The organism is Gordonia sp. UBA7599 (assembly GCA_002477755.1).
GTDB lineage: Bacteria > Actinomycetota > Actinomycetes > Mycobacteriales > Mycobacteriaceae > Gordonia.
Window position 1 is genome coordinate 1 of sequence record DLKD01000142.1, and the last position, 25,046, is coordinate 25,046.

Sequence of the window (25,046 nt, forward strand, 5' to 3'; positions counted from 1 at the left end):
GGGCGGTGCCGGAGGGCCCAGTCGGCGGAAGGGGCTAGGCGTGGAGGGCCTTGGCGAAGAAGGGCCACGCGTTGTGGAACATATCCTGGAAATAGCCCCAGGAGTGGGTGCCGGCGGGCGGCATGTCGACGGTCGCTGGGATCTTCAGCTCGCCGAGGCGGCGCAGGAAATTCAGGGTGCACTGTTGCGCCCCGGCCTCGAGGATTCCGCCGACCACGAGCTGGTTGGCAAGTGCCCCCGGATCGGAAACGTACTGAGGCGTGTCGTAAGGACCGGGCGTCCCAGGGGCAGTGGCGATAAAGAGCGCGGTACCGCGCAGGCGGGCCGCGTTCAACGTCGGGTCGTGGGCACGCCACCCCGGACCGCCATACGGCCCCCACATATTGGTTGCGTTCGCTTGACCGCGCAGCTCCACCACCGAGCGCACCGCTGCTTCGCCGATCGGATCGGTGGTCGAGGCGCACCCGCTGAAGGAGGAGACAGCCTGGTACTGGCCTGGGTACTCAATAGCCAAGTTGAGCGAGGAGGTGGCCGTTCCGGAGATCCCCCCGACGGCGTTGCGTCCGTTGGTGTTGTATGTGGCGGCGATGATCGGTGGCAGTTCTTTGCCCAGGAACGTCGACCACTTGTTGACCCCCAGCCGGGGGTCAGGCTTCTGCCAGTCGGTGTAGTAAGTCGCCGCCCCCGCCATCGGGATGACGACGTAGACGTTCTTGTCGGAGAGGAACTTGACGATGTCGGTCTTGGTGATCCAGTTGTTGACGGTCTCTCCGCCCCCGGCACCGTTGAAGAGGTAGAGCACCCCGCGCGGTTTCGACGCATCCTTTGGTTTGATGACGACGAACGGTACGTCACGGTCCATCGCGCCGGAGTGGACGACGATATTCGACACCCTTGCCTGCGACGAGCCACCTGACTTCAAGTAGGTTGCCGACTTCGTGTCTGCGGCAGCGGCTGGCACTCCGATCGTCATGGCCGCGGCCAAGGCCACGACCGCGACTCGCACATCTCGTTTGCGCACAGATCCTCCACCTTCTCGGTTCGCCCAGGTTGGGCCGAATTCCTACCCCAAACCAACGACAAGCCGCCCCACAATCGAGTGGGACGGCTTGTCGCGGAAAGACCCTAGGCGGTGAGGGTGGCCAGCTGAATGACGAGGGCGAGGAGAGCGGCGATGTCCATGAGGACTCCTTTTCGTAAACGTTGTGCAATCGGCCTTGACTGCTGCGGAGAAAGCTATCGACTGGGTCACAGTGTGGTCAAACTAACAGAGTCATGTTATCTGGCTGTGACCGAACCGTTATGAGTCAGTTATCAAAGTCGGTGGAGTCTGTTCGAACAAGAGCGCCCGAGTTGAGACCTGGGTCACTTTGCGCCACAACAAGATTCGGTTTTCGTTCGAACACTTCCGCCGGTTCGGCCGCGGATCGCCATCTGGACGATCGTCCAGCCCTCAGAAGTGACCAAACGGAGACAACGCGGCCTAAACTCGCCCTCGTGAGCAACTCTGAACGACCGCGCCCGACCCTCTGGGAGTTCATCCCCTACGCCTATGGGCGTCGGACCTATGGCAAGCGACCACTGCCGGCGAAGTACCAGAACTGGGTCCGCGAGGACAACGCCGGCCCCGGGGCCACGCGGCGCGTCGTGTTCCGCTTCATGCTCCCCGTCGTGATCCTGCTGTCGCCGTTCCTGCTCACCCACAAGAGCGTCGGGTGGGGGACGGCGATCATCGTCACGCTGCCGATCTTCCTGGGCGCGCTCTACTTCACCTTCGTCTTCGACAAGTACTACCGGCGCGCGACGCTGCAGCGGAACGGCCTGGACCCGGCCCTGGCGGATGAGACGATCCGCAAGAAGTCCGAGGCCGACCACCTCGACTACGAGCGCCGCCACGGCCGGGCCTGACGGCCCGCGAGTCCCACCGCGCCCCGGCATGGGAGTAACCGGATACGACGCGTGGCTGCGCGCTGCGCGTCGTCGCGGCGCCGACGACGAGGAACTTGCCGCCATCGCCACGTCGAACTCCCTGCGTCGCGATGCCTTCGACATCCTCGGCACCATGACCGCGCTTGAGGACGGCTCCGGCCGGTCCTACTTCCTCGTCCCGCCGGGGATGAGCGGCGCCGACGTGGCGCGCGCGGCCTGGCTCACCTACGTGTGGAACGCCGGGACCGGATACGGCGACCTGGCGCGTCGCGACTTCGCCCCGACGCCGTTCAGCGCCGACGAGGTGCTGCGCATCAAGGCGCGCCAGGCGGGTAACGCGTGGAGCTATGCCCGGGCGGTGCGGGTGGCCGATGCGGGCGGTGCGCGGCTGGTGACCACGCCCACCGGCATGCTGATGGGCGCGGGTGGCAACGCCGCGCTACGGATGTGCAGCCAGCTGGGCGGCACGACGTGGGGCGACATCTTCCTGATCAACTCGGGTGCGCGCGACGCGGGCCCGATCCTCGCGGCGACCGTCGAGGCGGGTCGCGTGGTGTACCGCCGCGACGGGCAGATGTGCCTCGGCCGGCTGCCGCTCGACCGCCTGCTGCACCACGAGGAGATCCACGCCGACCAGTGGGCGCAGCGGGGTCCGGCGCGATTCGCGTCGGCCTATCTGCGGGAGGCGCTGGCAGCGGCCTCTCTGGGGCGGGTGAACCGCTTTGAGGCGCAGGCGGGTCTCAGCGACGGCGGCTACGTCGACGACTAGGACCGATCCCGCCATGCCCACCGACGCCGCCACCACCCTGATCCGCGCCCTCGCGCAGCGCATCCGCGGGCACCTGCACCAAGAATTCCCGACGTGGAGCGCCCACCTCGTCCTCGGGCCCGCAGACCGGTCGTTGCCCCGCGAACGCACGCCGGTGTTCTACGGGTCCTACGACTGGCACTCGAACGTGCACAGCACCTGGGCGCTGGTACGGGCCTTGACGGTCCTGGCGGACCCAGAGCTCACCGCCGACGTCGCCGGATTGCTGGGCGAGACGATCACCCCCGACGGCGTCGAGGCCGAAGCGGCGACGTTCGCCCGTCGCGTCCTGGCGGAGGTCCCCTACGGCGCGACGTGGCTGCTGCGGCTGAGCGTCGAACTGAGGGCCGCTGGACGGCGGTTCACCGCGCTTGCGGAGACCCTCGAACCGTTGCGCGTCGTCGTCGACGATCAGACCCGGCAATGGCTGGACGTGGTCGGCCTGCCCGACCGCAGCGGCCAACACCGCGACACCGCCTGGAACCTGCACCAGTTGCGGCGGTACGCGACGGCCATCGCCGACGAGGAGTTGGCCGCGCGGATCGACGGCCTCGCGGTGCGGCTCTACCGCGACGATGTGTGCGCGCCCGTCGACTACGAGCCCGGCGCCAACCAGTTCCTCTCCCCGTCGCTCGAAGAGGCCCGGCTCATGGCCGCGGTCGAGGATCCGGAGGTCTTCGAGCTGTGGCTGGCACGGTTCCTCCCGCGGTTCTTCGACGACGACGGTGAGGCGCTCCCGCTGCCCCCGGGCCCGGTCTCACCCGGCGACTACCACCAGGCGCACATCGTCGCGCTGCCGTTCACGCGCGCTGCGGCGCTGGCTGACATTGCCCCGGCGGTGCGTGAGCCGCGCGTTCGTGAGCGGATCGACGGTCTCGCCGTCGCACATCTTGAACGTGGCGTGGGTGCGCTCGACTACCTCGACGACTACGCCAGCGGGCACTGGGTCCCGACGTTCGCGATCGACGCGCTGGTCAGGGTCAATCCGCGCGGAATGGATTGACGATTCGCACGCCGCGCAGAATCGAACCGTCGGCGAGGTCTTCGGTCCACAGTTCGTGGCACCCGGCCGCCGCGGCGGCTTCCAGGACCAGGGCGTCAAAGATTGAAAGCTGGTGCGCAGCCGCCGTGTCGGCCGCCCGGCGCACGAGGTGTTCGTCGGCGGGTACCACCTCGAGCGCCAGCGTGTCGAGGACGCGGGCAGCGGCTTCTCGTGAGACTCCGAGCCGTCGCGTCAATACCGCGTGCAGTTCGATCATCACTTGCGTACTGATCACGGCGTCTTCGGCGCGAGAGAGGAACACTTCGCGAGCGATCCGCTGCTTGTCGCCGGCGCTGTCGTCGTATTGGTGGGCGAGGACGTTGGTGTCGAAGAAGACTCTCATCCGCGTTGCCTGAGGCGATCGGCGTACAGCTCGTCTCGCGTCCACGCGCGACCGTGACTGCTTCCGCTCAACTCCTCCGACAATGCGACGAAGCGTTGTGCCGACGCCCGTCGCCGCGCACGTTCACCGTCGTCGTCGGCGTACTCGCGCAAGCGGTCGGCCAGGTATTGGTTCACCGACTCGCCGCGCTCAATAGCGCGGACCCGGGCGCGCTTGAGCGTCTCCTCGTCGACGGTGATCGTCAGATTAGCCATTGTTCAGTGTAGCACTGAACCCGTGCTACACGGGTTGGTCTCGATACACGCACGCTCGCTGCGCTCGCGGGCGCACTCGACCACCGTGGGTGGCGCGCGATCAGAGCGTCAATGCCGAGGTGGTGGACCACCCGGGAGTACCACACCTCGGCACTGTTAGCCGACCAACGCTAGGAGAGTTCGCGCTTGAGGATCTTGCCCGAGGCGTTGCGGGGGAAGGACTCGACGATCACCACCGAGCGCGGGACCTTGAAGTTCGCCAAGTGCTCGCGGGCATGGGCCAACACCGCGTCGGGATCGACGTCGACACCCGGGCGCGGGGTGACGAAGGCGCGCCCGACCTCGCCGAGGCGCTCGTCGGGAATGCCGATCACCGCGACCTCGGCGACACCGTCGACGCGCGCAATCACCTGCTCGACCTCGGCCGGGTACACGTTGAACCCGCCGCAGATGTACATGTCCTTGAGGCGGTCGGTGATCTTCAGATTGCCTCGCGCATCGATCGTCCCGACGTCGCCGGTGTGCAACCAGCCGTCGGCGTCGATCGTCGCTGCCGTCGCCGCCGGGTCGTCGAGGTAGCCGCGCATCACCATCGCCCCGCGGGCCAGCACCTCGCCGGCGCCGCTCTCGTCGGGGTTGTCGAGCTTGATCTCCATGCCCGGGTACGCGCGCCCACACGTCGTCGCGACAGTCACATCGTCGTCGTCGGCGGTGCACGTGGTGATGAAGCCACTCGTCTCGGTCTGCCCGTAGGCGGTGAGGACGGTTTCGACGCCGAGATCGGATTGCAGCCGCTCGATGAGCACCACCGGCACGACCGTCGCGCCGGTGACGACCAACCGCAGCGACGACAAGTCGTGCCCGGCGCGCTGCGGGTTGTCCAGAATCGTCTGGAACACCGTGGGGGCGCCGGGGAAGACGGTGATCTTGTGCTCGTCGATCATCCGCATCGCGGCGTCGGGGGAGAAGACCGCGAGCGGCACCATCGTCGTGCCGAACAGCACCGACGGCAAGATCCCGGCCTTGTAGCCGAAGGTGTGGAAATACGGATTGGCCTGCAGGTACTTATCGCCCGGACCAAGTTCGCCATTGGCGCCCCAGGCATGTGCGCCGGCAATGGTGTGGCGGTGCTCGGCCAGCACGCCCTTGGGTGCGCCGGTGGTGCCGGAGGTGAACAGGATGTCGGAGATGTCGGTCGGTGCGACCGCGTCAGCCCGCGCATCGGCGGCGCCCAACTCGGTCCCGCGCGTGAGGAACTCGGGCCACGGGACCGCGGGTGAGGGCAGCGAGCCCCGATCGTCCAGGTCGATCCCGACGACGGTCCGCCCCTCGCTGACAGGATTGCCGAGGACGTCGGCCAGACGGTTGGTGCCGACGAACTCTCCGACGGTGACGATCACCCGCGCATCGGCCCGTTCGATGATTTGGGCGGCCTCGCTGATCGTGTACCGGGTGTTGAGCGGGACGAGCACCCCGCCGGCGTAGTGGGTGCCCAGCGCGGCGATCGGCCAGTGGTAGCTGTTGGGGGCCCACACGGCGACGCGGTCACCGTGGGCGACGCCGGTCGCGATGAGCGCCGCGGCGAACACCCGGGCCTCGCCGAGCAGCTGTCGCCAGGTCAGGGTGATCGGTTCGTCGGTCCACTGCTCGTCGACGATCGCGATCTCGTCAGGCCATGTCTGAGCAGCCCATCGCAGTGCTTGCGGGGTGGTGGTTGCAGGCGCCGTCATGGAAAAAACCTAGCAAATGCTTGGTAGGTTAAGCTAGGGGTCATGACGTCGATCAACCTGGCCGACCGGGCCGTCGACCTCGGCGAATGGGCAGCCGTCACGCCCGACGCCGACGCCGTCTTCGCGCGTGCCGTGCGGGAATGGCTCGACGAGAACCTCGTCGGCGAGTACGCGCAGCTACGCGGTCGCGGCGGGCCCGGCAGCGAGCACGAGTTCTTCACCGAGCGCCTCGCCTGGAACCGGCACATGGCCGAGGCCGGCTGGACCTGCCTGGGCTGGCCGTCGCGCTACGGCGGACGCGGTGCGACGATGAGTCAGCGCATCATCTTCCACAAGGAGTACGCCCGGGCCAACGCACCCGACCGCGTGAACCACCTCGGCGAAGAACTGCTCGGGCCGACGCTGATCGAGTTCGGCACCGAGGAGCAGAAACAGCGCTTCCTGCCCGGCATCGTCAATGTCACCGAACTGTGGGCGCAGGGCTATTCCGAGCCGGGAGCAGGCTCCGACCTCGCCGGCGTCGCGACGACTGCACGGCTGGACGACGACAAGTGGGTCATCAACGGCCAGAAGATCTGGACGTCGTTGGCGCACCACTCACAGTGGGCCTTCGTCATCACGCGCAGCGAGCCGGGCTCGCAGCGCCACGCCGGACTGTCGTTCCTGCTCGTGCCGCTCGATCAGCCGGGCGTCACGATCCGCCCGATCCAGCAGCTCACCGGCACCTCGGAGTTCAATGAGGTCTTCTTCGACGACGCGGTGACCGACGCGGATCTCATCGTCGGCGAGCCCGGCGGAGGCTGGGCCGTGGCGATGGGGCTGCTGCAGTTCGAGCGCGGTGTCTCCACGCTGGGACAGCAGGTCGGCTTCGCGCGCGAACTCGACAACCTCGTCGAGGTCGCCAAGGCCAACGGGGCACTGGACAAGCCGGCGATCGCCACCGACCTCAAACGCGCCCGCATCGAGCTCGCCGTGATGCGCGCCCACGCGCAGCGCACTCTCGACGCGGCCCTGGGCGAGGGCGACACCGGCACCGCGATCCGCACCGCCCACGGCTTCGACACCTCCGCTGGCGACGCCTCCGTCGCCAAACTGCTCTGGGCCAACTGGCACCGTCGCCTCGGCGAACTCGCCATGCGGGTCGTCGGCGCGCCGTCGCTCGTCGGGCCGCCCACCACATCGGAGGGCGCGCTCAACGTCGTCACCGATCCCGAGCACGTCGAACTCGACGAATGGCAGCGGCTGTACCTGTTCACCCGTGCCGACACGATCTACGGCGGCTCCAACGAGGTGCAGCGCAACATCATCGCCGAGCGGGTGCTCGGCCTACCCCGAGAGGCCCGCGCATGAGCGAACGACCCCTTTCCCCGCTTGCCGCCGTCCCCGAGGAGATCGGCGGCCACAACCTTCTCGTCGGGAAGAAGGTCGTCGTCACCGCCGCGGCCGGGACCGGAATCGGCTTCGCGACGGCCAGACGCGCACTTCTCGAGGGCGCCGACGTCCTCGTCTCCGACTTCCACGAGCGTCGTCTGGGTGAGACCGTCGAGACGCTGGCCGCCGAGTTCGGCGACCAGCAGGTCGCGTCCTTCGTCTGCGACGTGTCCAGCACCGAGCAGGTCGACGCGCTGATCGCGTCGGCGGCTCAGCAGCTGGGCCGCATCGACGTCCTGGTCAACAACGCCGGCCTCGGTGGCGAGACCCCCGTCGCCGACATGACCGACGAGCAGTGGGACCGCGTCCTCGACATCACTCTGAACAGCACGTTCCGGGCGACGCGGGCGGCGCTGCGGTACTTCCGCGACGCTGCAGCCGCGAATCCCGCTCAGCGCGGCGTCATCGTCAACAACGCCTCGGTCCTGGGCTGGCGCGCCCAGCGTGGGCAGGCGCACTACGCCGCGGCGAAGGCCGGCGTGATGGCGCTGACGCGATGTTCGGCCGTCGAGGCCGCCGACTACGGCGTGCGCATCAACGCCGTCTCACCGTCGATCGCCCGCCACCCGTTCCTGGCCAAGGTGACCAGCGACGAACTGCTCGACGAGCTCGCCGCGAACGAGGCCTATGGCCGCGCCGCCGAGGTCTGGGAGATCGCCGCCACCATCGCGATGCTCGCCAGCGACTACACGACCTACCTCACCGGTGAGGTCGTCTCCATTTCCAGCCAGCGGGCCTGACCCGCGCGAACCCCTTCGATCAGGAGAACAACAATGAGCACCCCCCAGGCCTACATCGTCGACGCCGTCCGCACCCCCGTCGGCAAGAAGAACGGCACCCTCGCCCCCATGCACTCGGCCGACCTCGGCGCCGAGATCATCACCGGCCTGCTCGACCGCACCGGAATCGACCCGGAGGTCGTCGACGACGTCGTCTTCGGCTGCCTCGACACCATCGGCTCGCAGTCGGGAAACATCGGCCGCACCGCGTGGCTCGCGGCCGGCGGACCGCTGGGCGTGCCCGGCACCACCATCGACCGTCAGTGCGGCTCCAGCCAGCAGGCCGTGCACTTCGCCGCCCAGGGCGTCATGAGCGGCACCCAGGACGTGGTGATCGCCGGCGGCGTGCAGAACATGAGCGCCATCCCGATCTCTGCGGCGATGATCGTCGGTCAGCAGTACGGCTTCCACGGCCCGACCGCCGAGTCGGTCAAGTGGGTGGAGCGCTTCGGCGACGCCCAGATCAGCCAGTTCGTCGGCGCCGACATGATGGCGCAGAAGTGGGACATCAGCCGCGAGGACATGGAGCGCTGGGCGCTGCAGAGCCACCAGCGCGCCCGCGCCGCCATCGACGAGGGCCGATTCAAGAACGAGATCGTCCCCGTCGGCGATTTCGCCGTCGACGAGACCGTCCGCGACACGACGCTGGAGAAGATGGCCGCGCTGGCACCGCTCTCGGAGGGCTCGCGCCTCACCGCCGCCGTCGCGTCGCAGATCTCCGACGGGGCGTCGGCGACGCTCGTGGTCTCGGAGAAGGCGCTCAAGGAGTACGGCCTGACCCCGCGGGCGCGCATCCACTACCTCACGGTGCGCGGCGACGACCCGATCATGATGCTCTCGGCGCCCATCCCGGCCACCGCGCACGCGTTGGCGAAGACGGGCCTGAGCATCGACGACATCGACGTCGTCGAGATCAACGAGGCGTTCGCTCCCGTCGTCCTGGCGTGGATCAAGGAGACCGGCGCAGATCCGGCCAAGGTCAACCCCAACGGCGGCGCGATTGCGCTGGGCCATCCGCTCGGCGCGACCGGCACCAAGCTGTTCGCGACGCTGCTCAACGAGTTGGAGCGCACGGGCGGTCGCTACGGGCTGCAGACGATGTGTGAGGGTGGCGGCACTGCCAACGTCACCATCATCGAGCGCCTGAGCTGACGGTCGTCGGCGCCGTGCCTGCAGGGCGTTAGTCGCACGGGTTACTCGCGAGTTGGCTATGGTGAACCCACAGCCCAATTTGTGAGGGGGATCACATGCCCGAAGCCGGTGCCAGAGTCGAGATGCCGGCGCCGATGCGCCTGGCCGTTCGCGGTCTGCAGTACTTCACCTGGCCACTCAAGATCGACGATTACATCTCGTTGATCAACCCGCTGTGGTCCACGGTCGAGGCCAAGGGCCGCATCGAGCGCATCCACAACGAGACGCCCGATGCGGTGACTGTGTTCATCGTCCCCGGATTCCGGTGGCGCGGACACAAGGCGGGCCAGTACCTGCGCGTCGGATTCGACATCGACGGCAAGCGCTATTGGCGCGCGTACTCGCTCAGCACCGACGCATCGCGTCCCGACGGTCAGATCACCATCACGGTCAAGCGCTCCGGTGACGGCATCGTCTCGAACTGGCTGAACTCCGGGCGCGGGCTCGGTGCGCTGGTGACCCTTGGCGAGGTCGAGGGACAGTTCATCCTGCCCGAGGCCGTGCCGCGCAAGCTGCTGTTCATCACCGCCGGAAGCGGCATCACGCCCGTCATGGCGATGCTGCGCGCGTTGGAGCGCGCCGGTGACATGCCCGACGTCGTGCACTTGCATTCGGCCAAGACGGCCGACGATGCGATCTTCGGCCCCGACCTCACGGCCCTGGCCGAATCGGAGGCGAACTACAACTACGTCCTGCGCGAGACCTCCGTCGACGGGCGCATCGAACCGTCGGCGCTCGACGAACTGTGCCCCGACTGGCGTGACCGGCAGGCCTACGCGTGCGGCCCGGGGGAGATGCTCGACGCGTTCCGCGAGCACGCGCTGTCCGTCGGGCACGACGTCAACGTCGAATCCTTCGAGCACATGGTGCGCGCGGCCTCGGGCCAAGGCGGGACCATCACGTTCCAGCGCTCCGGCCAGACCGCGACCTGTGGACCGGACGAGGTGATCCTCGACGCCGGTGAGGCCGCCGATCTGAACCTGCCGTACGGCTGCCGGATCGGGATCTGCCACACCTGCGTCGGACGACTCGTCCACGGCGAGGTCCGCGACCTGCGTACCGGCGACGTGATGCTCGCCGGCACCGAGGTCCGCACCTGCGTCAACTGCCCCGAAGGCGACATCGTCCTGGATCTGTAGATCGAGCCGGCTCACCGTCGTAAGAATCTTTTTAGCCCGTTATTCCAGCCCCAGCTTTCCAGCCCAACCCCCGTGCCGCCCCTCGTCGGGTGATGACAAGGAGTACCCAATGACCACCACCGACTACCAGATCAACCCGCTGTCACAACTGTCGCCGGAGGAGATCGAGCAGATCGGCGCCGAGTTCGACGCCATCCACGATGAGGTGTTCAACAGCCTCGGCGACAAGGACGCGGAGTACATCCGCAGCGTCATCGCCCTGCACCGCCAGCTCGCGCTGCTGGGCCGCGCCATCCTGCTGGGCTCGCGGTACAAGCCGGCCTGGCTGCTGGGCACCGGCGTGCTCGGGATCGCCAAGATCCTGGAGAACATGGAGATCGGGCACAACGTCATGCACGGCCAGTGGGACTGGATGCAGGACCCGAAGATCAACTCCACGTCGTGGGACTGGGACAGCGCGTCGACCAAGGAGGCGTGGAAGCACTCGCACAACTACGTGCACCACACCTTCACCAATATCCGCGGCAAGGACAAGGATCTCGGCTACGAGATCATGCGCATCGACGAGAACCAGCCGTGGAAGCCGGTGTACCTGGCCCAGCCGTTCTACAACCTCATCCTCGCTGCATTCTTCGAGTGGGGCGTGGCGCTGCACGATCTCGATATTGAGGCGATCCTCAAGGGTGAGAAGTCCAAAGAGCTGATGGTGGCCGAAGCGCGCGGCATGGGCTACAAGGCGTGGCGGCAGATCGCCAAGGACTACATCGCCTTCCCGCTGCTGTCGGGACCCAAGGGCTTTGTGCCGACGCTGACCGCCAACTTCACCGCCAACATCATCCGCAACGTCTGGGCATACGCGATCATCTTCTGCGGTCACTTCCCCGACCAGTGCTACACGTTCAGCGAGGAGGAGACCGAGAACGAGGGCCGCGGCGGCTTCTACCTCCGCCAGCTCCTCGGCTCGGCGAACATCGAAGGATCGCCGATCTTCCACGTCATGGCCGGCAACCTCGGCTACCAGGTGGAGCACCACATCTTCCCCGACATGCCGTCGAGCCGGTACGCGCAGATCGCGCCGAAGGTCAAGGAGATCTGCGAGCGCCACAAGCTGCCCTACAACTCCGGACGCCTGGGCAAGCAGTTCTTCTCCGTGCAGCGCAAGATCCTGCGGTTCGCCTTCCCCGGTGGCAAGCCGGGCAAGAAGCAGGGGCCCTACGTGCCGCTTGAGGACAACGCGATCCCGCGGCCGCTGGTGTCCATCTGACGGTCGGGGGTCTCGACTTTCGGTGGTCGAGTGCGCCCGCAAGCGGAGCGAGCGAGCGTGTATCGAGACCCCGCAGCTGTGATGCACACCACCTCCCGGGGTAGGATCGGAATAGAAACAGCAATCTGTCTCAATCCTTAAACGCGTCCAATGCAGGGAGTTCTACATGACCAAGCCAGCTGAAGCCGGCGTGCGTACCGGCGACAACGTTTCCTCCGAGGCCCACACCATGGAGGAACTGCTGGAGATCCAGCGCGCGGCGTTCCTGCGCGACGGAATCCCCGACGCCAAGACGCGCATCGACCGGATCAACCGGCTGCAGGCGTTGCTGCTCGACAACTCCGACGAGATCTGTGAGGCGCTGGACGCCGACTTCGGCACGCGTCCGCGCGAGCTGTCGGTCGCCGCGGACGTGGCCGGTTGCATGATCGACCTCACCCACCAGCGGCGCAGCCTCGAGAAGTGGATGAAGGAGACCAACGTCGCCAAGGTGCAGGGCCTGCTGGGTTACAAGCAGCGCCTGCGTCACGACCCACTCGGGGTCGTCGGGATCATGGGCCCGTGGAACTTCCCGCTGCAGCTGACGATCGTGCCCGCTGGCTCGGCATTCGCCGCGGGCAACCGCATCCTGATGCGCCCGTCGTCGATCACCGCGAGGACCACCGACGTCATCGCCAAGCACGCGCCGGACTACTTCTCCATCGAAGAATTCGCAGTCATCACCTCCAAGCACGGCGGCGGATCGGACTTCGCCAAGCTGAAGGTGGACCACATGTTCTTCACCGGTTCACCCGAGGTCGGCGCGTCTGTCGCGGCCGAGGCCGGTAAGAACCTGGTGCCCGTCACGCTGGAACTGGGCGGCAAGAATCCGGTCATCGTCGACGTCGACACCGACGTCGCCAAGGCCGCCAAAATCATCGCCGACGCCCGGATGGTCAACGGTGGCCAGGTCTGTCTGTGCCCGGACTACGTCTTCGTGCCCGAGGGCAAGGTCGGCGAGTTCACCGACAAGGTCATCGAGCGGTGGACGCAGAACTACCCGACGGTGCTGACCAACAACCAGTACACGTCGACGATCAACAACAAGAACTACGAGCGGATCGTCGGGCTGATCGACGACGCGGTCGATCTCGGCGCGACCAAGCGTCAAGTAATCCCCGCCGGTGAGGATCTGCCCGATGCGTTGGCGCGCAAGATCCCCCCGACCCTGCTCACCGGGGTCAAGGCCGGCATGAAGATCGAGGAGGACGAGGTCTTCGGACCGGTCCTGACCGTCTACCCCTATCGCGAGCTCGGCGAGGCGATCGACAAGATCAACTCCGCCGGCCACCCGCTCACCCTCTACTGGATCGGCAACGATAACGACCGCCTCAAGCGCGTCGCCGACAACACGCGCAGCGGCTCGATCAGCGGCAACGACTTCGCGCTGCACCTCTTCAGCCACGGCCTGCCGTTCGGCGGCGTCGGGCGCTCGGGGATGGGCAACTACCACGGCAAGTTCGGGTTCGACACCTTCAGCCACGCCCGCGCGGTCACCGTGTCGTCGATGCCGATCAGCGTCGCTGAGATGATGTCGGCTCCGTTCACCAGCCGCGACGCGAAGCTCTTCGACAGCCAGGTGAATATGTTCCGTCGATTCCTGAAGGGGTCGATCCGCAAGAACGCCAAGCGGTAGCGATGACCGTCCAGGGGGTTTCTGATCCGCGGTTCGACCACGTTCGGACCACGTTCGGCCGGCTTTTCGACGGTCCGATCCGCGGTGGCGGTGCTCTGTGCGTGTACGAGAACGGCGTTCCCGTCGTCGACATCTGGGGTGGCACGTCGGACCGTCGCGGCAAGCGGCCGTGGGCACCGTCGACCGGTGCGATGCTCTACTCGGCGTCGAAGGGGCTCTCGGCGATCGTCGTGCACCGCCTCGCCGACCGCGGGCTCATCGACTACGACGAGCCAGTCGCGAAGTATTGGTCGGAGTTCGCGGGTAGCAACATCACCGTGCGCAAGCTCATGCTGCACCGCGGCGGGTTGTCGCAGCTGCGTGGGATCGCCAGCCATCCCGGCGACCTGCTCGACCACGAACTGATGCACACGCGGCTCGCCATGGCCCTGCCCGATCGCCACTTCGGCGCCCCCGCCTATCACGCCCTCACGTTCGGGTGGCTGATGAGCGGTCTGGCCGGGGCGGTGACCGGCAAGTCGATGCGCGAACTGTGGGTCGAGGAGATCGCCGAGCCGCTCGGCACCGACGAGCTGTCGCTGGGCGCGCCACCGAAGTCCAGCGATATGGTCGTCGCCGAGTTCGTGGACCCGTTCCTCGTCGGCGAACTCGCCCTGCGCGACTCGCTGCTCTCGGCGGTGAGCAAACTGCCGATTTCGCTGGGTGCGATGGCCGGGGCCGTGCATGTCGGACGGGGCAGCGCCAACCTGCTCAAGGGCGACGACCCGGCGCTGTTCGACGCGCAGATGCCCGCCGCCAACGGTGTGGCATCGGCGCGCGCCTTGGCGCGGGTCTATGCGCCGCTGGCCACCGACGGCACTCTCGACGGCAAGCGGTTCTTGTCCCCGGAGGCGGTGCGTTCCTTCGAGGCGCCGTACCGCCTGCGTCTCGACCGCGCGTTGGGCATCCCGATGTCGTGGAACCACGGCTTCCACCGTGCGCCCATCCCTGTCGCGAACGGCTTCGGCCACGTCGGGATCAACGGATGCTTCGGCTGGGCCGACCCGGCCACCGGGCTGTCCGTCGGCTTTGTGCACAACCGCCGCCTGTCGACGATGGTCGCCGACCTCGGTGCTTTCCTCTGGCTGCTGCCGTTGATCAACAAGGCGGCTGGCAAGCGCCGGCCGCCGACGGGCAAGTCGGGGCGTCCGGGACTGACTATCGCCAGCTGATCGTCGAAGGCTCCTCGCCGTGTAGGTCGAAACAACCAAGCACTTGCTAGGGTAGATACGACCTGGATGTTGAGGAGGTGCGGTGGCGACCGGTGCTGCGGGGTCGGGGGCTACCCGACGCGACGAGTTGCTGGGCATTGCCGGGCAGCTGTTTGCCGACCGCGGATTGCGCTCGACGACGGTGCGCGACATCGCCGACACTGCGGGCATCCTCTCGGGCAGCCTGTACCACCACTTCGACTCCAAGGAGTCGATGGTCGATGAGCTGCTGCGCGGGTTTCTCGACGGTCTTTTCGCCCGGTACCGCGAGATCGCTGCTGCCGGATTGTCGGCCACCGAGACGTTGCGGCAGTTGGTCATCGCCTCTTTCGAGGCCATTGACAGTCGACACACCGCCGTCGCGATCTACCAGAACGAGGCGCGTCACCTCGCGTCGCAAGACCGGTTCGGCTACATCAACGAGCGCAACACCGAGTTCCAGGACCTCTGGGAGTCGGTGCTGCGACGGGGGGTGGCCGAAGGCGACTTCCGTTCCGACCTCGACGTCGACCTGGTCTACCGCTTCCTGCGCGACACCGTGTGGGTCGCCGTTCGCTGGTACCGGCCCGGTGGGTCGAAGTCGGTCGATGAGATTGCCGACCAGTATCTGGGCGTCGTGCTCGACGGCATCCTGCCCCGCTGACTCAGCGTCGCGCGGGGTCAGGCTTCGCGGGTCGAGGCGGTGACCGTGAATTTCGGATTGCGGGCGATTTGGCGCGTCGGGCCGACGATGCGGCGCAGCGCGGGCCGATAGCGCAGATGCGAGTTCCACACGCACCACAGCTTGCCGCCCGGGCGGAGAACGCGGGCCGCTTCGGCAAACAGATGCTGCGCGATCCCCGTCGACAGCGCGGCATCGGAGTGGAACGGCGGGTTGAGCAGCACGATGTCGGCCGATCCGTCGGGCACGGGTTCCGCGCCGTCGGCCCAATGGACGTCGACCTGACCGTCGACACCGTTGGCCACCGCCGTCGCGCGGGTCGAGGCGACGGCTAGCGCCGACCGATCAACCGCGACGATCTGTGCGTCGCGATGGTGGCGGGCGAACCATGCGGACACGGTCCCGTTGCCGCAACCGAGGTCGACGACTTTGGTGCCACTCTCGCTACCCCGCCTCGATCCCGCGCCCCCGGTCGGCGAAGCGGGATCGAGGCGGGGGAGCGGGAGTTGCGGGGGCAGGTTCGCGAGCAGGAAACGCGTACCGATATCGACGCCGGTCCCGGCGAAAACGCCACCGTGAGCCGCGACGGTGAGATCGAGGTCGGGGTGGAATTCGGTGTGGGGCCAGGTTGGGATGGGTCGATCAGTGCTTGAGTTGCGGGCGATGAGCACCCTCGACTTCTGCCTCGCATGGGTGACGTCGAGGCGGTCGAAGTACTCGCGCAGGACGTCGTTCATCCGCGGGGTCATGTGCTTGATCCGACCGCCCGCCACGACGACCACCCCGGGATCGGCATGCGAGGCGATCAGCGCCGCGACCTCCGCGAGGCGGTCCAACGACCGCGGCAGACGCATCACCACCAGGCGCGCACCCGACACCGCGTCGGGAGAGAAGGGCACCGACGTGAAGCCGGTGACGCCGAGTCGCTCCGCATTGGCGATCAACGCGCGCTGCCCGGTCAGGAGGTCCTGGTGGACGCGGATTTCGCCGTCGCCGCCGATGACATCGAGCAGGCTGAGCGTCAGCGCGCCGTACGCGTCGTCGATGACGACGGTGCCCGAGCGGGTCGGCGCGACCTCGTCGAGCAGCGCCGCAGCCTCGTCGACGGTGAGTCGGTCGGCCGCGTCAATGGCGACGAGCCCTGGCCCCTCGACGTCGGGGAATCGGCGCAGATCCACGTCGTTGAGCGTACGGGGTCCGACCAGCGCCACAACGGCTACGTGTCCTTACATTGGCTACCGTTGCGACGGTAGCCGACGTCGGAATCCGTAGCCGTTGTCGGTGGTTACCGCTTGGTGGCCAACTCGGCGAAAACGTCCAACAGGCTTGGGTCGTCGACCGAGGCGGGATTGACCACCGCGGCGAGTTCGGCGCCCTGCAACAGGCGCTTCACCGGGACCTCGAGCTTCTTGCCTGTGCGGGTGTGGGGGATGCCTGGAACGGCGATCACCTCGTCGGGGACGTGGCGGGCCGACGCGCGCTCGCGGATGCGGGACTTGATGGCGGTGACCAGCTCGTCGTCGAGCTCGCGCCCAGGCTCCAGCACCACGAACAGTGGCATCCAGTACGAGCCGTCGGTCTGCTCGGCGCCGATGACCAGCGACTCAACGATCCCGTCGACGGTGTCGACTGCGGCGTAGATGTCGGCGCTGCCCATGCGGACGCCGTGTCGGTTGAGCGTCGAGTCGGAGCGGCCGTGGATGACGACGGTGCCGCGGTCGGTGATCGTGATCCAGTCGCCCTGCCGCCACGCGTGCGGGTACATCTCGAAATACGCGTCGCGGTAGCGCTTGCCGTCAGGGTCGTTCCACAACTTCACCGGCATGGACGGCATGGGCACGGTCAGCACGAGTTCGCCGACGGTACCGTTCGGTACCTCCTCGCCGTCACCATTCGGCCCGCTCGCTTCGCTCCCGGCGCCGGCGGGACCCCAGGACGCCACCGCCGACCCCAGGCACCGCACCGACAGCTCGCCCGGCCACACCGGGACCGTCGGGACGCCGGCGATGAACGCGCTGCATACGTCGGTACCGCCGGAGATCGACCACAGGGGGACGCCGGGAAGCTGCTGCGCCTGCCAGCGGTGGATGTCGGGCGACAGCGGCGATCCGGTGCTGCCCATCGCACGCAGCCGCGCCAGCGTGCGCGACCCGCTGATCGGGGTCACCCCGGCGGTCTGGCTGGCCAGCAGATAGCCGGGGCTGGTGCCGAAGAACGTCACTTCGTGCTCGTCGACGAGGTCCCACATCGCGGCGGCGTCGGGGAAGGTCGGCGAACCGTCGTAGCAGATCACCGACGCCCCGAGCGCGAGTGCGGAGATCTGCGCGTTCCACATCATCCAGCTCGGCGAGGTGTACCAGAACACCCGGTCGTCGGCGCGCAGATCCCAGTGCAGGCCCAACTGCTTGAGCATCTCGACGAGGATTCCGCCGTGCCCGTGGACCAGGCCCTTCGGTACGCCGGTGGTGCCGGACGAGAAGAGCACCCACAGCGGATGGTCGAACGGCACGCGGACCGGGGCGAACTCGGCTGGGGTCGCGACCGCGTCGGCCCACGACGTGCCCAGCCCCTCACCGTCGAATCCGAGACGTTCGACGACGATGGTCGTCGTGACGGTCGGCAGGCCGTCGCGCAGCCGTACGACGTCTGCCCGGCGTTCGTGCTGCTTGCCGTTGAAGTGGTAGCCGGTGGAGGTGATGAGCACCTTCGGCTCGAGTTGGCCGAAGCGGTCGATGGCGGCGTCGGCGACGTAGTCCTGCCCGACGCCCGACCAGATGGCGCCCAGTGACGCGGTCGCTGCGAAGGCGACGATCGTCTCGGCGATGTGCGGGAGATATCCGACGACGACGTCGCCCCGGCCGACACCGGCCGCTTTGAGCGTGGCCGCGAGGGCCCCCGCCTCGTCGCGCAGGCGCTCACGCGTCCACGACGTGGATTGTCCGGATTCATCGGCGACGACGAGCGCGACGTCGCCGGGCTCGCCCTGGTTCAGTAGGTGTTCGGCGAAGTTGACCGTCGCGCCGGTGAACCACTGTGCGCCGGGCATCGTCGGATCAGCGAGCACCTCGTCGTAGTCGCTGGCCGCGTCGAGACCGAAGTAGCCCCAGATCGCGGCCCAGAAACCGGGTAGGTCCGTGACCGACCAGTTCCAGAGCGCGTCGTAGTCGTCGTCGGGGCGCCTGACGTGCCGGGCGAAATCGGTGATCCGCGCATCGGCGATCTGCTGCGCGGAGGGGGTCCACAACGGTTCAGGGGAAGGCGACGACATGTCGTCAAGTATTCCCCAGAACCGCTTGAGTTAATAGCCCTTAACTGAAATTCTTCAGTGTGGCCAGCCGGGCGTGGGCCTGGGTCATGATCGATTGGATCAGCTCGTCACACGACGGCAAGTCGTCGATCATGCCGACGACCTGGCCCGACGCGAGGACGCCCGCTTCGGTGTTGCCCTCGACCAGCCCCGCCTTCAGTAGCATCGGCGTGTTGCCGGCCATGATGACCTGCTGCCACGTGCGCTCGCCCTGCTTGCGCATGGTGCGCCCGTCGCGCAGCATCGTCGTCCACTTCATGCCGGTCATCTGCTTGAACTCGTTGGCATTGCGCGCGGCAGCGACAAGCGCCCGTGCCCCCGACCCGCTCTCCAAGGCCTCGACGAGCTGCGTCCGCAGGACCCGGTGGGGCATACCGTCGACCTTCGTCGACACGACCGTGTCGCTCAGTCCTCGCTGCAGGTACTCCTGCTTGACCGAGTCGGGCACCGCCGAATCCGAGGTCAGCAGGAAGCGCGTGCCCATCGCTACGCCCTCGGCGCCGTAGGCCAGCGCCGCGACCAGTCCGCGACCGTCGAAGAAGCCGCCCGCCGCGACGACGGGAATCGACGTCTGGCCGTCGGATCCGCCCAAGGCGTCGACGACCGACGGCAAGAGCAGCGTTGTCGCGACCGGGCCGGTGTGGCCGCCGCCCTCGCCGCCCTGCACGATCACCGCGTCGGCACCCCACGAAGCGACCTTCACCGCGTGCTTGGCGGCACCGATCGACGGGATCACGACGATGCCGTGGTCCTTGAGCTTCGCAATCAGCTCGGCCTTCGGTGCGAGTGCGAACGACGCGACCTTGACGCCCTCGCGGATCAGCAGGTCGATCCGCTCCGGGGCGTCGGTCGCATCGGCACGCAGGTTCACGCCGAATGGCTTGTCGGTGAGCGTCTTGGTCTTGGCGATGGCCGCCTCGAGCTCGTCGTAGGTCATCGTCGCCGACGCCAAGATGCCCAGCCCGCCGGCATTGGCCGTCGCCGACGTCAACGCCGGCCCCGACACCCAACCCATGCCGGTCTGCACGATCGGGTACTTGATCCCGACCAGGTCGGTGAACCGCGTCGAGAGCGACGGGGCGCTCACGCCTTGACCTCGCGCTCGCGCACGCCCTTGGGGTCGAGGACCTCGCGGATGATCCGCAGTTGCTCCTCGGTGGGAGCGGCGGTCTCCGGCGCCTCGTCGAGCCCGACGATCTCGAAGGAGGAGTTCTCGGCGACGTCGGCGGCGGTGACCCCCGGGTGCAGCGACAATGCGCGCATCGTGTGGTCAGGACCGCTGAAATCGAAGACTCCGAGGTTGGAGACCACGCGGTGGATGTGCAGGTAGTCGAAGGCCGGATTGGTCGGGTCGACCTTGTCGTAGCCGACGCCGCAGACGATGTCGACCTTCTCGACGAAGACCCGGTTGGAATGCCGCGGGACCCAGTAGCTCGTCGGATGGTTGATCGTGTTGCCCGGCGCGCCGCGCGAGCCGAACATCTGCCGCGTCGGATGCTGCAGCGGACCGAAGGCCGACAAGTTCTGGTTACCGAATCGGTCGACCTGGTTGGCGCCCATCACGACGTGGCGACGGCCCGACGCGACGACGTCGAAGACCTTCGGGAACGGCATCCAGCCCTCCGTCGGGCCCACCTTCCCGATCGGCGGGGTGTCGGCCAGGATCAGGCACTCGCCGTCGGTGATCAGCAGATCGGGCTCGGTCGTCAGCCGTGCGAGGCGAGCGCCCAGCAGCGGCACCGGTGCCATCGGCGAGGCCATGATCTCGCCGGCGCCGGTGAAGATGTCGGCGCACGCGGTCACGCAGTATTCAGCGCGGGTGATGTCGGTTGTGGTGCTCACTTGCTTTCCTCCTGCTCGGCGCGCCACTTGGTGACTTCGGCCTGATAGGTCGCCTCGTCGACGTCGAGGAAGCGCGTCTTGAACGCAGTCCAGGTCTGCTCGTCGCCGGCCGATTCGACGTAGAACCGCTGGAACGCCTCGTCGCGGCCGTAGCTGCCACTGAACGTGAAGTGCGCGCCGTTCGGGGTGTGGACCACGCGGTCGACGTCCATCCGGTTGATGATCAGGCGCTCCCGCTCGACCGAGTCGACCAGTTCCTGAGTGGAGACCAGCTCATCGGTCTCCAGGTAGCGACGGTCCGCGGCGGCCAGGTAAATGGCGTCCATGTACGGGTCGACCCCGGTGTAGGCGGCGTTGCCGTGGCAGTCGGCACGGTCGAGATGCACGAACGCGGCGTCGAGGCGCAGCGCGGGCATCGCGATGAGCGTTTGCGTGCGCCCATCGGCGTCGGGGTAGGGGGATTGCACGGTCTTGAGCTCGCCCTCCCAGAACGCGGGGACATCGGAGCCCAGGCCCGCGCGGATCGGTAGGAAGGGCAGTCGTGCGGCTGCCGCTTCCAGCCCGCACTTGACCATGCCCTCGTCCATCTCGCGGACGGTGATCGCGCCGGTGGTGCGCGCCTTGGCGAACCACGGGTCGTAGAACGGTGCCGAGTCGAGCGACACGAAGCCGTAGTAGGCCTTGGTGACCTTGCCGGCCTCGCACAACAGGCCCAGATCGGCGCCACCGTAGGTGACGACGGTGAGGTCCTTCACGTCGGAGCGGGCAAGGGCGCGGACCAGGGCCATCGGCTTGCGCCGCGAGCCCCAGCCGCCGATGCCGATGGTCATGCCGTCTTCCAGTTCGGCGATGACCTCGTCGAGGGTGGACGTCTTGTCGGTGGCCATTCAGTTCCCCTTCGGCTTGCCGGTCTCAACGAAGGCATCGCGATGCTCGTCGGCGACGCCGGCCAGGTTCAGTTCGTAGGTGTAGCGCTGCTCGAGCAGGTAGCTGTTCTTCACGTCGACGGGGTCGATCCCATTGATCGCCGCCTTCGCGCGGCGGATGACGCGGGTGTCCTTCTTCGCGATGTTGCGTGCGACGTCGAGCGCGGCGTCGAGCAGTTCCTCGCGCGGCACGACCCGATAGACCGAGCCGAACTGGTGCAGCTGCTGGGCGGTCGCGTTCTGCGCGGTGTAGTAGAGCGTGCGCATCATGTGCTGGGGGAGCAGTCGCGCGAAGTGGGTGGCGGCGCCGAGCGCACCGCGGTCCACCTCCGGCACGCCGAAGACCGCATCGTCGGAGGCGACGATGACGTCGGCATTGCCGACCAGCCCGATGCCGCCGCCGACGCAGAACCCGTTGACCGCGACGATCACCGGGACCGCGCAGTCGTACACCGCGCTGAAGGCCGCGGCGCAGCCCTGATTGGCGGCGATCAAGGCGTCGAATCCGCTGGTCGCCTGCATCTCCTTGATGTCGACGCCGGCGTTGAACCCGCGGCCCTCCGCACGCAGGATGACAACGTGGGTGGTCTCGTCGTTCCCGGCGGCCAGGATGGCGTCGCCCAGCTCGAACCAGGCGGCGCTGGGCAGGGCGTTGACGGGCGGGAAGTCGACGGTCACGGTGACGATGCCGGCGTCGTCGGTTCCCGGTTCACCGCGGGTGGTCGTGATGGGCACGGGTGGCTCCTCATCGTTTGCGCACACTCAACCAAGCAAGTGCTTGGTTGTTTGCTAGGGTAGCAGCCATGACAACTACGCGTCCCGTGACGTCGGGCACCGTCGATCTCGGACTGTCCGGCGCGGTGGTGCTGGTGACCGGAGGAGCCCGCGGTGTCGGGGCCGGAATCGCGTCGGTCCTGGCCGGACTGGGTGCCGTACCGGTCATCTGCGGGCGCACCGCGCCGGGCGCCGGGAACGAAGTGAGCGAGCCCAATCAGCCTCGCCCGGCACCCCATGAATTCCACGCCTGCGACGTCCGCGACTCCGACGCCGTTGCGACGATGATCGCTGCGATCGTCGAGAAGCACGGCCGCCTCGACGGCGTCGTCAACAACGCCGGTGGCTCGCCGTTCGCGCTGGCCGCCGATGCCTCGGACAACTTCGCGCGCAAGATCATCGAACTGAACCTGGTGGCCCCGCTCGTCGTCGCACGCGCCGCGCACGCCGTGATGGCCGGGCAGGACGGGGGCGGGGCGATCGTCAATGTCTCCAGCGTCAGCGGCCACCGGCCCTCGCCCGGAACCTCGGCCTACGGTGCGTCCAAGGCGGGGCTGGACAACCTCACCGAGAGCCTTGCCGTCGAGTGGGCGCCCACGGTGCGCCTCAACTCCGTCGTCTGCGGCCCGATCGAGACCGAACTCTCGCACCTGCACTACGGCGACGCCGACGGGGTCGCGGCCGTCGGGGCGACGATCCCGATGGGCCGCCTGGCCTCACCCGCCGACGTCGGGAATGCGGTCGCCTTCCTGCTGTCTCCGCTCGCGGCCTACATCACCGGTTCGACGCTGACCCTGCACGGTGGCGGTGAGAAGCCGGCGTTCCTCGACGCCGCCAATGCCGACAACAGCGTCTGACCGCCCACGTCCTTGATCCCTGCACTCTGAACCCCGAACTCTGAACCACAAGGAGCACCTATGTCCGAGAAGCTGAGCACCGACCGCGTCGTCATCGTCACCGGCGCCGGGCAGGGCATTGGCCGCGCCCACGCCTTGGCCTTCGCGGCCGACGGGGCGAGCGTCGTCGTCAACGACTTCAACGTCGATGCGGCGCAGGCCGTCGCCGACGAGATCGTCGCGGCTGGCGGTAAGGCCGTCGCGAACGGTGCCGACGTCGCCGACTGGGAGGCCGGTGCCGAGCTGGTGGCGACGGCGATCCGCGAGTTCGGTGGCCTCGACACGGTCATCAACAACGCCGGGTTCGTGCGCGACCGGATGTTGGTGTCGCTCTCGGAGGACGAGTGGGATTCCGTCGTCCGCGTGCACCTCAAGGGGCATTTCGTGGTCTTGCGCCATGCCGCCGAGTACTGGCGAGCACAGTCCAAGGCCGGTGCGCAGCGTGTGGCGCGCGTCGTGAACACGTCGTCGGGGGCCGGGATCTTCGGGTCGGTGGGGCAGGGCAACTACTCCGCCGCGAAGGCCGCCATCGCCGAGTTGACCATCCAGGCCGCCGCCGAGATGGGCGGGTACGGCATCGCCGTCAACGCGATCGCCCCGTCGGCGCGGACCGCGATGACCATGGGCGCAGGCGAGGCGATGGCCGCCCAGATGGCCGCGCCCACCGACGGTTCTTTCGACGTGATGGACCCCGCGAACGTCTCACCGCTGGTGGTGTGGCTGGGTTCGCCCGCGTGCGATGTGAGCGGCCGCGTGTTCGAGGTCGAGGGCGGCACGATCACCGTGCTCGACGCTTGGCAGCGCGCTGCGTCGAAGGACAAGGGCGCACGTTGGGAGCCCGCGGAGATCGGCCCGGTCGTGTCCGAGCTGATCGCCGATTCCCCCGAGCCGGTCAAGGCTTACGGCGCCCGCTGAGAGGTCTCGATCTGCCGGGCTCGGGTCTCGGTACAACCGCTCGTTCCTCGCGGTCACTCGACCACCGATGGGGCCGCGCTGCGACCTACGAGCTGGGGGCGCGGACGACCATGGGGACGCCGGGGAAGTAGGCGGCCATGTCCGAGCGCGACTTGCGCAGCGCGGCCATACCCAGGCCCTTCTTGCGGTGGTCGGGGGAGATCCAGATGCGGACGTCGACCTCGCCGTCGTGGAGCTCGGCCATGACCAGACCGACCTTGGCGCCTTCCTCGACGGCGACCAGCCACACGGCCTCCTCGTCGTCGACCCGGTGGGCGGCGGCAGCGATCTCGGCATCGAGGTCGCCGGCTGGGGCGCCCGAGCCGTCGCCAGCGCTGCCCTGATCGTCGGTGCGGACGCGGAAGAGGTCGGCGTCCTCCGACGGGGAGAACGGCCGCAGGTCCAGGGTGTCGCCGCTCGAGGCGGGCCGCTCGGCAAGGGTGAACGTCAGCGCCGAATTGAGGTCCTCGAGCTCAGCCTGGATGGCCCGACGACGATCCTTGGTGAGCTGGTAGAACGACATCCCGAGGATGGCCTCGGCACCGAGGTGCGACTTGCCGAGCAGCTCGGCGATGGCATCGACGGCCGCAGCGCGGTCGTCCGCTTCGACGATTGCGTCGAGTACTTCGTGGCGGCGCTCGAGCGCGGTGAACAGCGCGTCGGTGATGTCACGTCGGGTGGTGGTCTGGTCCAAGTCGGTCATAAACCGATCGTATAGCCACTTAGCGAACGCTGCTGAACATACTGATCGGTAGTTTGCCGCGGCGTGAAATAGAACACGTTCTAGTTAGTGACCAGTCCTAGTGGGGGTTGTGAACAGGACATTGTGGGGTTGCACTTCCGCAGAACTA

The 25,046-nt window shown here is 67.7% G+C and carries 24 protein-coding genes; 13 read left to right on the top strand and 11 right to left on the bottom strand.

The features are described from left to right. Positions 1-34: 34 nt before the first annotated feature. Positions 35-862: an alpha/beta hydrolase family protein gene (locus B4L26_RS16615; protein ID WP_324549642.1), complete on the bottom strand. Its 828-nt coding sequence runs from the start codon at positions 860-862 to the stop codon at positions 35-37. A 635-nt stretch (positions 863-1,497) separates the two neighbouring features. Between B4L26_RS16615 and B4L26_RS16620 the strand changes: the two genes are divergently transcribed. The 3 genes from B4L26_RS16620 to B4L26_RS16630 are packed head-to-tail and all read left to right on the top strand — an operon-like array spanning position 1,498 to position 3,740. After that, entirely contained in the window at positions 1,498-1,908 is a 411-nt protein-coding gene (locus tag B4L26_RS16620) for a DUF5313 family protein (protein WP_290720586.1), read from the top strand. Positions 1,909-1,936: 28 nt separating this feature from the next. After that, entirely contained in the window at positions 1,937-2,698 is a 762-nt protein-coding gene (locus B4L26_RS16625) for a hypothetical protein (protein WP_290720589.1), read from the top strand. 13 nt (positions 2,699-2,711) lie between these two features. Further along, positions 2,712-3,740 (top strand): DUF2891 family protein, encoded by a 1,029-nt coding sequence (locus B4L26_RS16630; protein ID WP_290720591.1) that lies wholly within the window; start codon positions 2,712-2,714, stop codon positions 3,738-3,740. Here the strand turns inward: B4L26_RS16630 and B4L26_RS16635 are convergent. The 3 genes from B4L26_RS16635 to B4L26_RS16645 form a co-directional block, all read right to left on the bottom strand. After that, entirely contained in the window at positions 3,718-4,122 is a 405-nt protein-coding gene (locus B4L26_RS16635; protein ID WP_290720594.1) for a PIN domain-containing protein, read from the bottom strand. The genes B4L26_RS16630 and B4L26_RS16635 overlap by 23 nt on opposite strands. Then, positions 4,119-4,376: a hypothetical protein gene (locus B4L26_RS16640; protein ID WP_290720596.1), complete on the bottom strand. Its 258-nt coding sequence runs from the start codon at positions 4,374-4,376 to the stop codon at positions 4,119-4,121. Before B4L26_RS16640 ends, B4L26_RS16635 begins: the two co-directional genes overlap by 4 nt. 170 nt (positions 4,377-4,546) lie before the next feature. After that, positions 4,547-6,106, bottom strand: a complete 1,560-nt coding sequence (locus tag B4L26_RS16645) for a FadD3 family acyl-CoA ligase (RefSeq protein ID WP_290720598.1) — start codon at positions 6,104-6,106, stop codon at positions 4,547-4,549. 42 nt (positions 6,107-6,148) lie between these two features. On the opposite strand from B4L26_RS16645, the gene B4L26_RS16650 reads away from it, so the two are divergent. The 8 genes from B4L26_RS16650 to B4L26_RS16685 all read left to right on the top strand — a co-directional run bounded on the left by B4L26_RS16650 (position 6,149) and on the right by B4L26_RS16685 (position 15,478). Beyond that, positions 6,149-7,456, top strand: a complete 1,308-nt coding sequence (locus B4L26_RS16650) for an acyl-CoA dehydrogenase family protein (RefSeq protein ID WP_290720600.1) — start codon at positions 6,149-6,151, stop codon at positions 7,454-7,456. Next, a complete protein-coding gene (locus B4L26_RS16655; protein ID WP_290720601.1) occupies positions 7,453-8,277 on the top strand; it encodes an SDR family oxidoreductase in 825 nt (274 codons plus the stop codon). Before B4L26_RS16650 ends, B4L26_RS16655 begins: the two co-directional genes overlap by 4 nt. 33 nt (positions 8,278-8,310) lie before the next feature. Beyond that, positions 8,311-9,468: an acetyl-CoA C-acetyltransferase gene (locus B4L26_RS16660; protein WP_290720603.1), complete on the top strand. Its 1,158-nt coding sequence runs from the start codon at positions 8,311-8,313 to the stop codon at positions 9,466-9,468. Positions 9,469-9,563: 95 nt separating this feature from the next. Then, on the top strand, positions 9,564-10,646 hold the full coding sequence (locus B4L26_RS16665; protein ID WP_290720605.1) for a ferredoxin reductase: 1,083 nt from the start codon (positions 9,564-9,566) through the stop codon (positions 10,644-10,646). 109 nt (positions 10,647-10,755) lie between these two features. After that, positions 10,756-11,910 carry a fatty acid desaturase family protein gene (locus B4L26_RS16670; protein ID WP_290720607.1) on the top strand — a complete coding sequence of 385 codons (1,155 nt, stop codon included), beginning with the start codon at positions 10,756-10,758 and terminating at the stop codon, positions 11,908-11,910. Positions 11,911-12,076: 166 nt separating this feature from the next. After that, on the top strand, positions 12,077-13,585 hold the full coding sequence (locus tag B4L26_RS16675) for an aldehyde dehydrogenase family protein (RefSeq protein WP_290720608.1): 1,509 nt from the start codon (positions 12,077-12,079) through the stop codon (positions 13,583-13,585). A gap of 2 nt (positions 13,586-13,587) precedes the next feature. Beyond that, positions 13,588-14,796: a serine hydrolase domain-containing protein gene (locus tag B4L26_RS16680; RefSeq protein ID WP_290720610.1), complete on the top strand. Its 1,209-nt coding sequence runs from the start codon at positions 13,588-13,590 to the stop codon at positions 14,794-14,796. A gap of 82 nt (positions 14,797-14,878) precedes the next feature. Next, the gene (locus B4L26_RS16685; protein ID WP_290720612.1) at positions 14,879-15,478 is read left to right on the top strand and encodes a TetR/AcrR family transcriptional regulator; all 600 of its coding nucleotides are present in this window, start codon (positions 14,879-14,881) and stop codon (positions 15,476-15,478) included. 17 nt (positions 15,479-15,495) lie between these two features. Here the strand turns inward: B4L26_RS16685 and B4L26_RS16690 are convergent, their stop codons facing one another. The 6 genes from B4L26_RS16690 to B4L26_RS16715 all read right to left on the bottom strand — a co-directional run bounded on the left by B4L26_RS16690 (position 15,496) and on the right by B4L26_RS16715 (position 22,306). Further along, complete coding sequence (locus B4L26_RS16690; RefSeq protein WP_290720614.1) at positions 15,496-16,674, bottom strand: class I SAM-dependent methyltransferase; 1,179 nt, start codon at positions 16,672-16,674, stop codon at positions 15,496-15,498. 107 nt (positions 16,675-16,781) lie between these two features. Beyond that, positions 16,782-18,764, bottom strand: coding sequence for an acetoacetate--CoA ligase (locus tag B4L26_RS16695; RefSeq protein WP_290720616.1), 1,983 nt, complete (start codon positions 18,762-18,764; stop codon positions 16,782-16,784). Between the two features lie 40 nt (positions 18,765-18,804). Then, complete coding sequence (locus tag B4L26_RS16700; RefSeq protein WP_290720619.1) at positions 18,805-19,890, bottom strand: NAD(P)H-dependent flavin oxidoreductase; 1,086 nt, start codon at positions 19,888-19,890, stop codon at positions 18,805-18,807. Next, the gene (locus B4L26_RS16705) at positions 19,887-20,645 is read right to left on the bottom strand and encodes a CoA-transferase subunit beta (RefSeq protein ID WP_290720622.1); all 759 of its coding nucleotides are present in this window, start codon (positions 20,643-20,645) and stop codon (positions 19,887-19,889) included. Before B4L26_RS16705 ends, B4L26_RS16700 begins: the two co-directional genes overlap by 4 nt. Beyond that, on the bottom strand, positions 20,642-21,532 hold the full coding sequence (locus B4L26_RS16710; RefSeq protein ID WP_290720624.1) for a CoA transferase subunit A: 891 nt from the start codon (positions 21,530-21,532) through the stop codon (positions 20,642-20,644). Before B4L26_RS16710 ends, B4L26_RS16705 begins: the two co-directional genes overlap by 4 nt. Then, positions 21,533-22,306, bottom strand: a complete 774-nt coding sequence (locus B4L26_RS16715; protein WP_290720626.1) for an enoyl-CoA hydratase family protein — start codon at positions 22,304-22,306, stop codon at positions 21,533-21,535. 68 nt (positions 22,307-22,374) lie between these two features. Between B4L26_RS16715 and B4L26_RS16720 the strand changes: the two genes are divergently transcribed. Both B4L26_RS16720 and B4L26_RS16725 read left to right on the top strand, forming a co-directional pair. Beyond that, on the top strand, positions 22,375-23,202 hold the full coding sequence (locus tag B4L26_RS16720) for an SDR family oxidoreductase (RefSeq protein ID WP_290720628.1): 828 nt from the start codon (positions 22,375-22,377) through the stop codon (positions 23,200-23,202). 60 nt (positions 23,203-23,262) lie between these two features. Then, the gene (locus tag B4L26_RS16725; protein WP_290720629.1) at positions 23,263-24,156 is read left to right on the top strand and encodes an SDR family oxidoreductase; all 894 of its coding nucleotides are present in this window, start codon (positions 23,263-23,265) and stop codon (positions 24,154-24,156) included. An 85-nt stretch (positions 24,157-24,241) separates the two neighbouring features. Here B4L26_RS16725 and B4L26_RS16730 read toward each other — a convergent pair whose 3' ends face one another. Then, a complete protein-coding gene (locus tag B4L26_RS16730) occupies positions 24,242-24,898 on the bottom strand; it encodes a GNAT family N-acetyltransferase (RefSeq protein WP_290720632.1) in 657 nt (218 codons plus the stop codon). Positions 24,899-25,046: the final 148 nt, after the last annotated feature.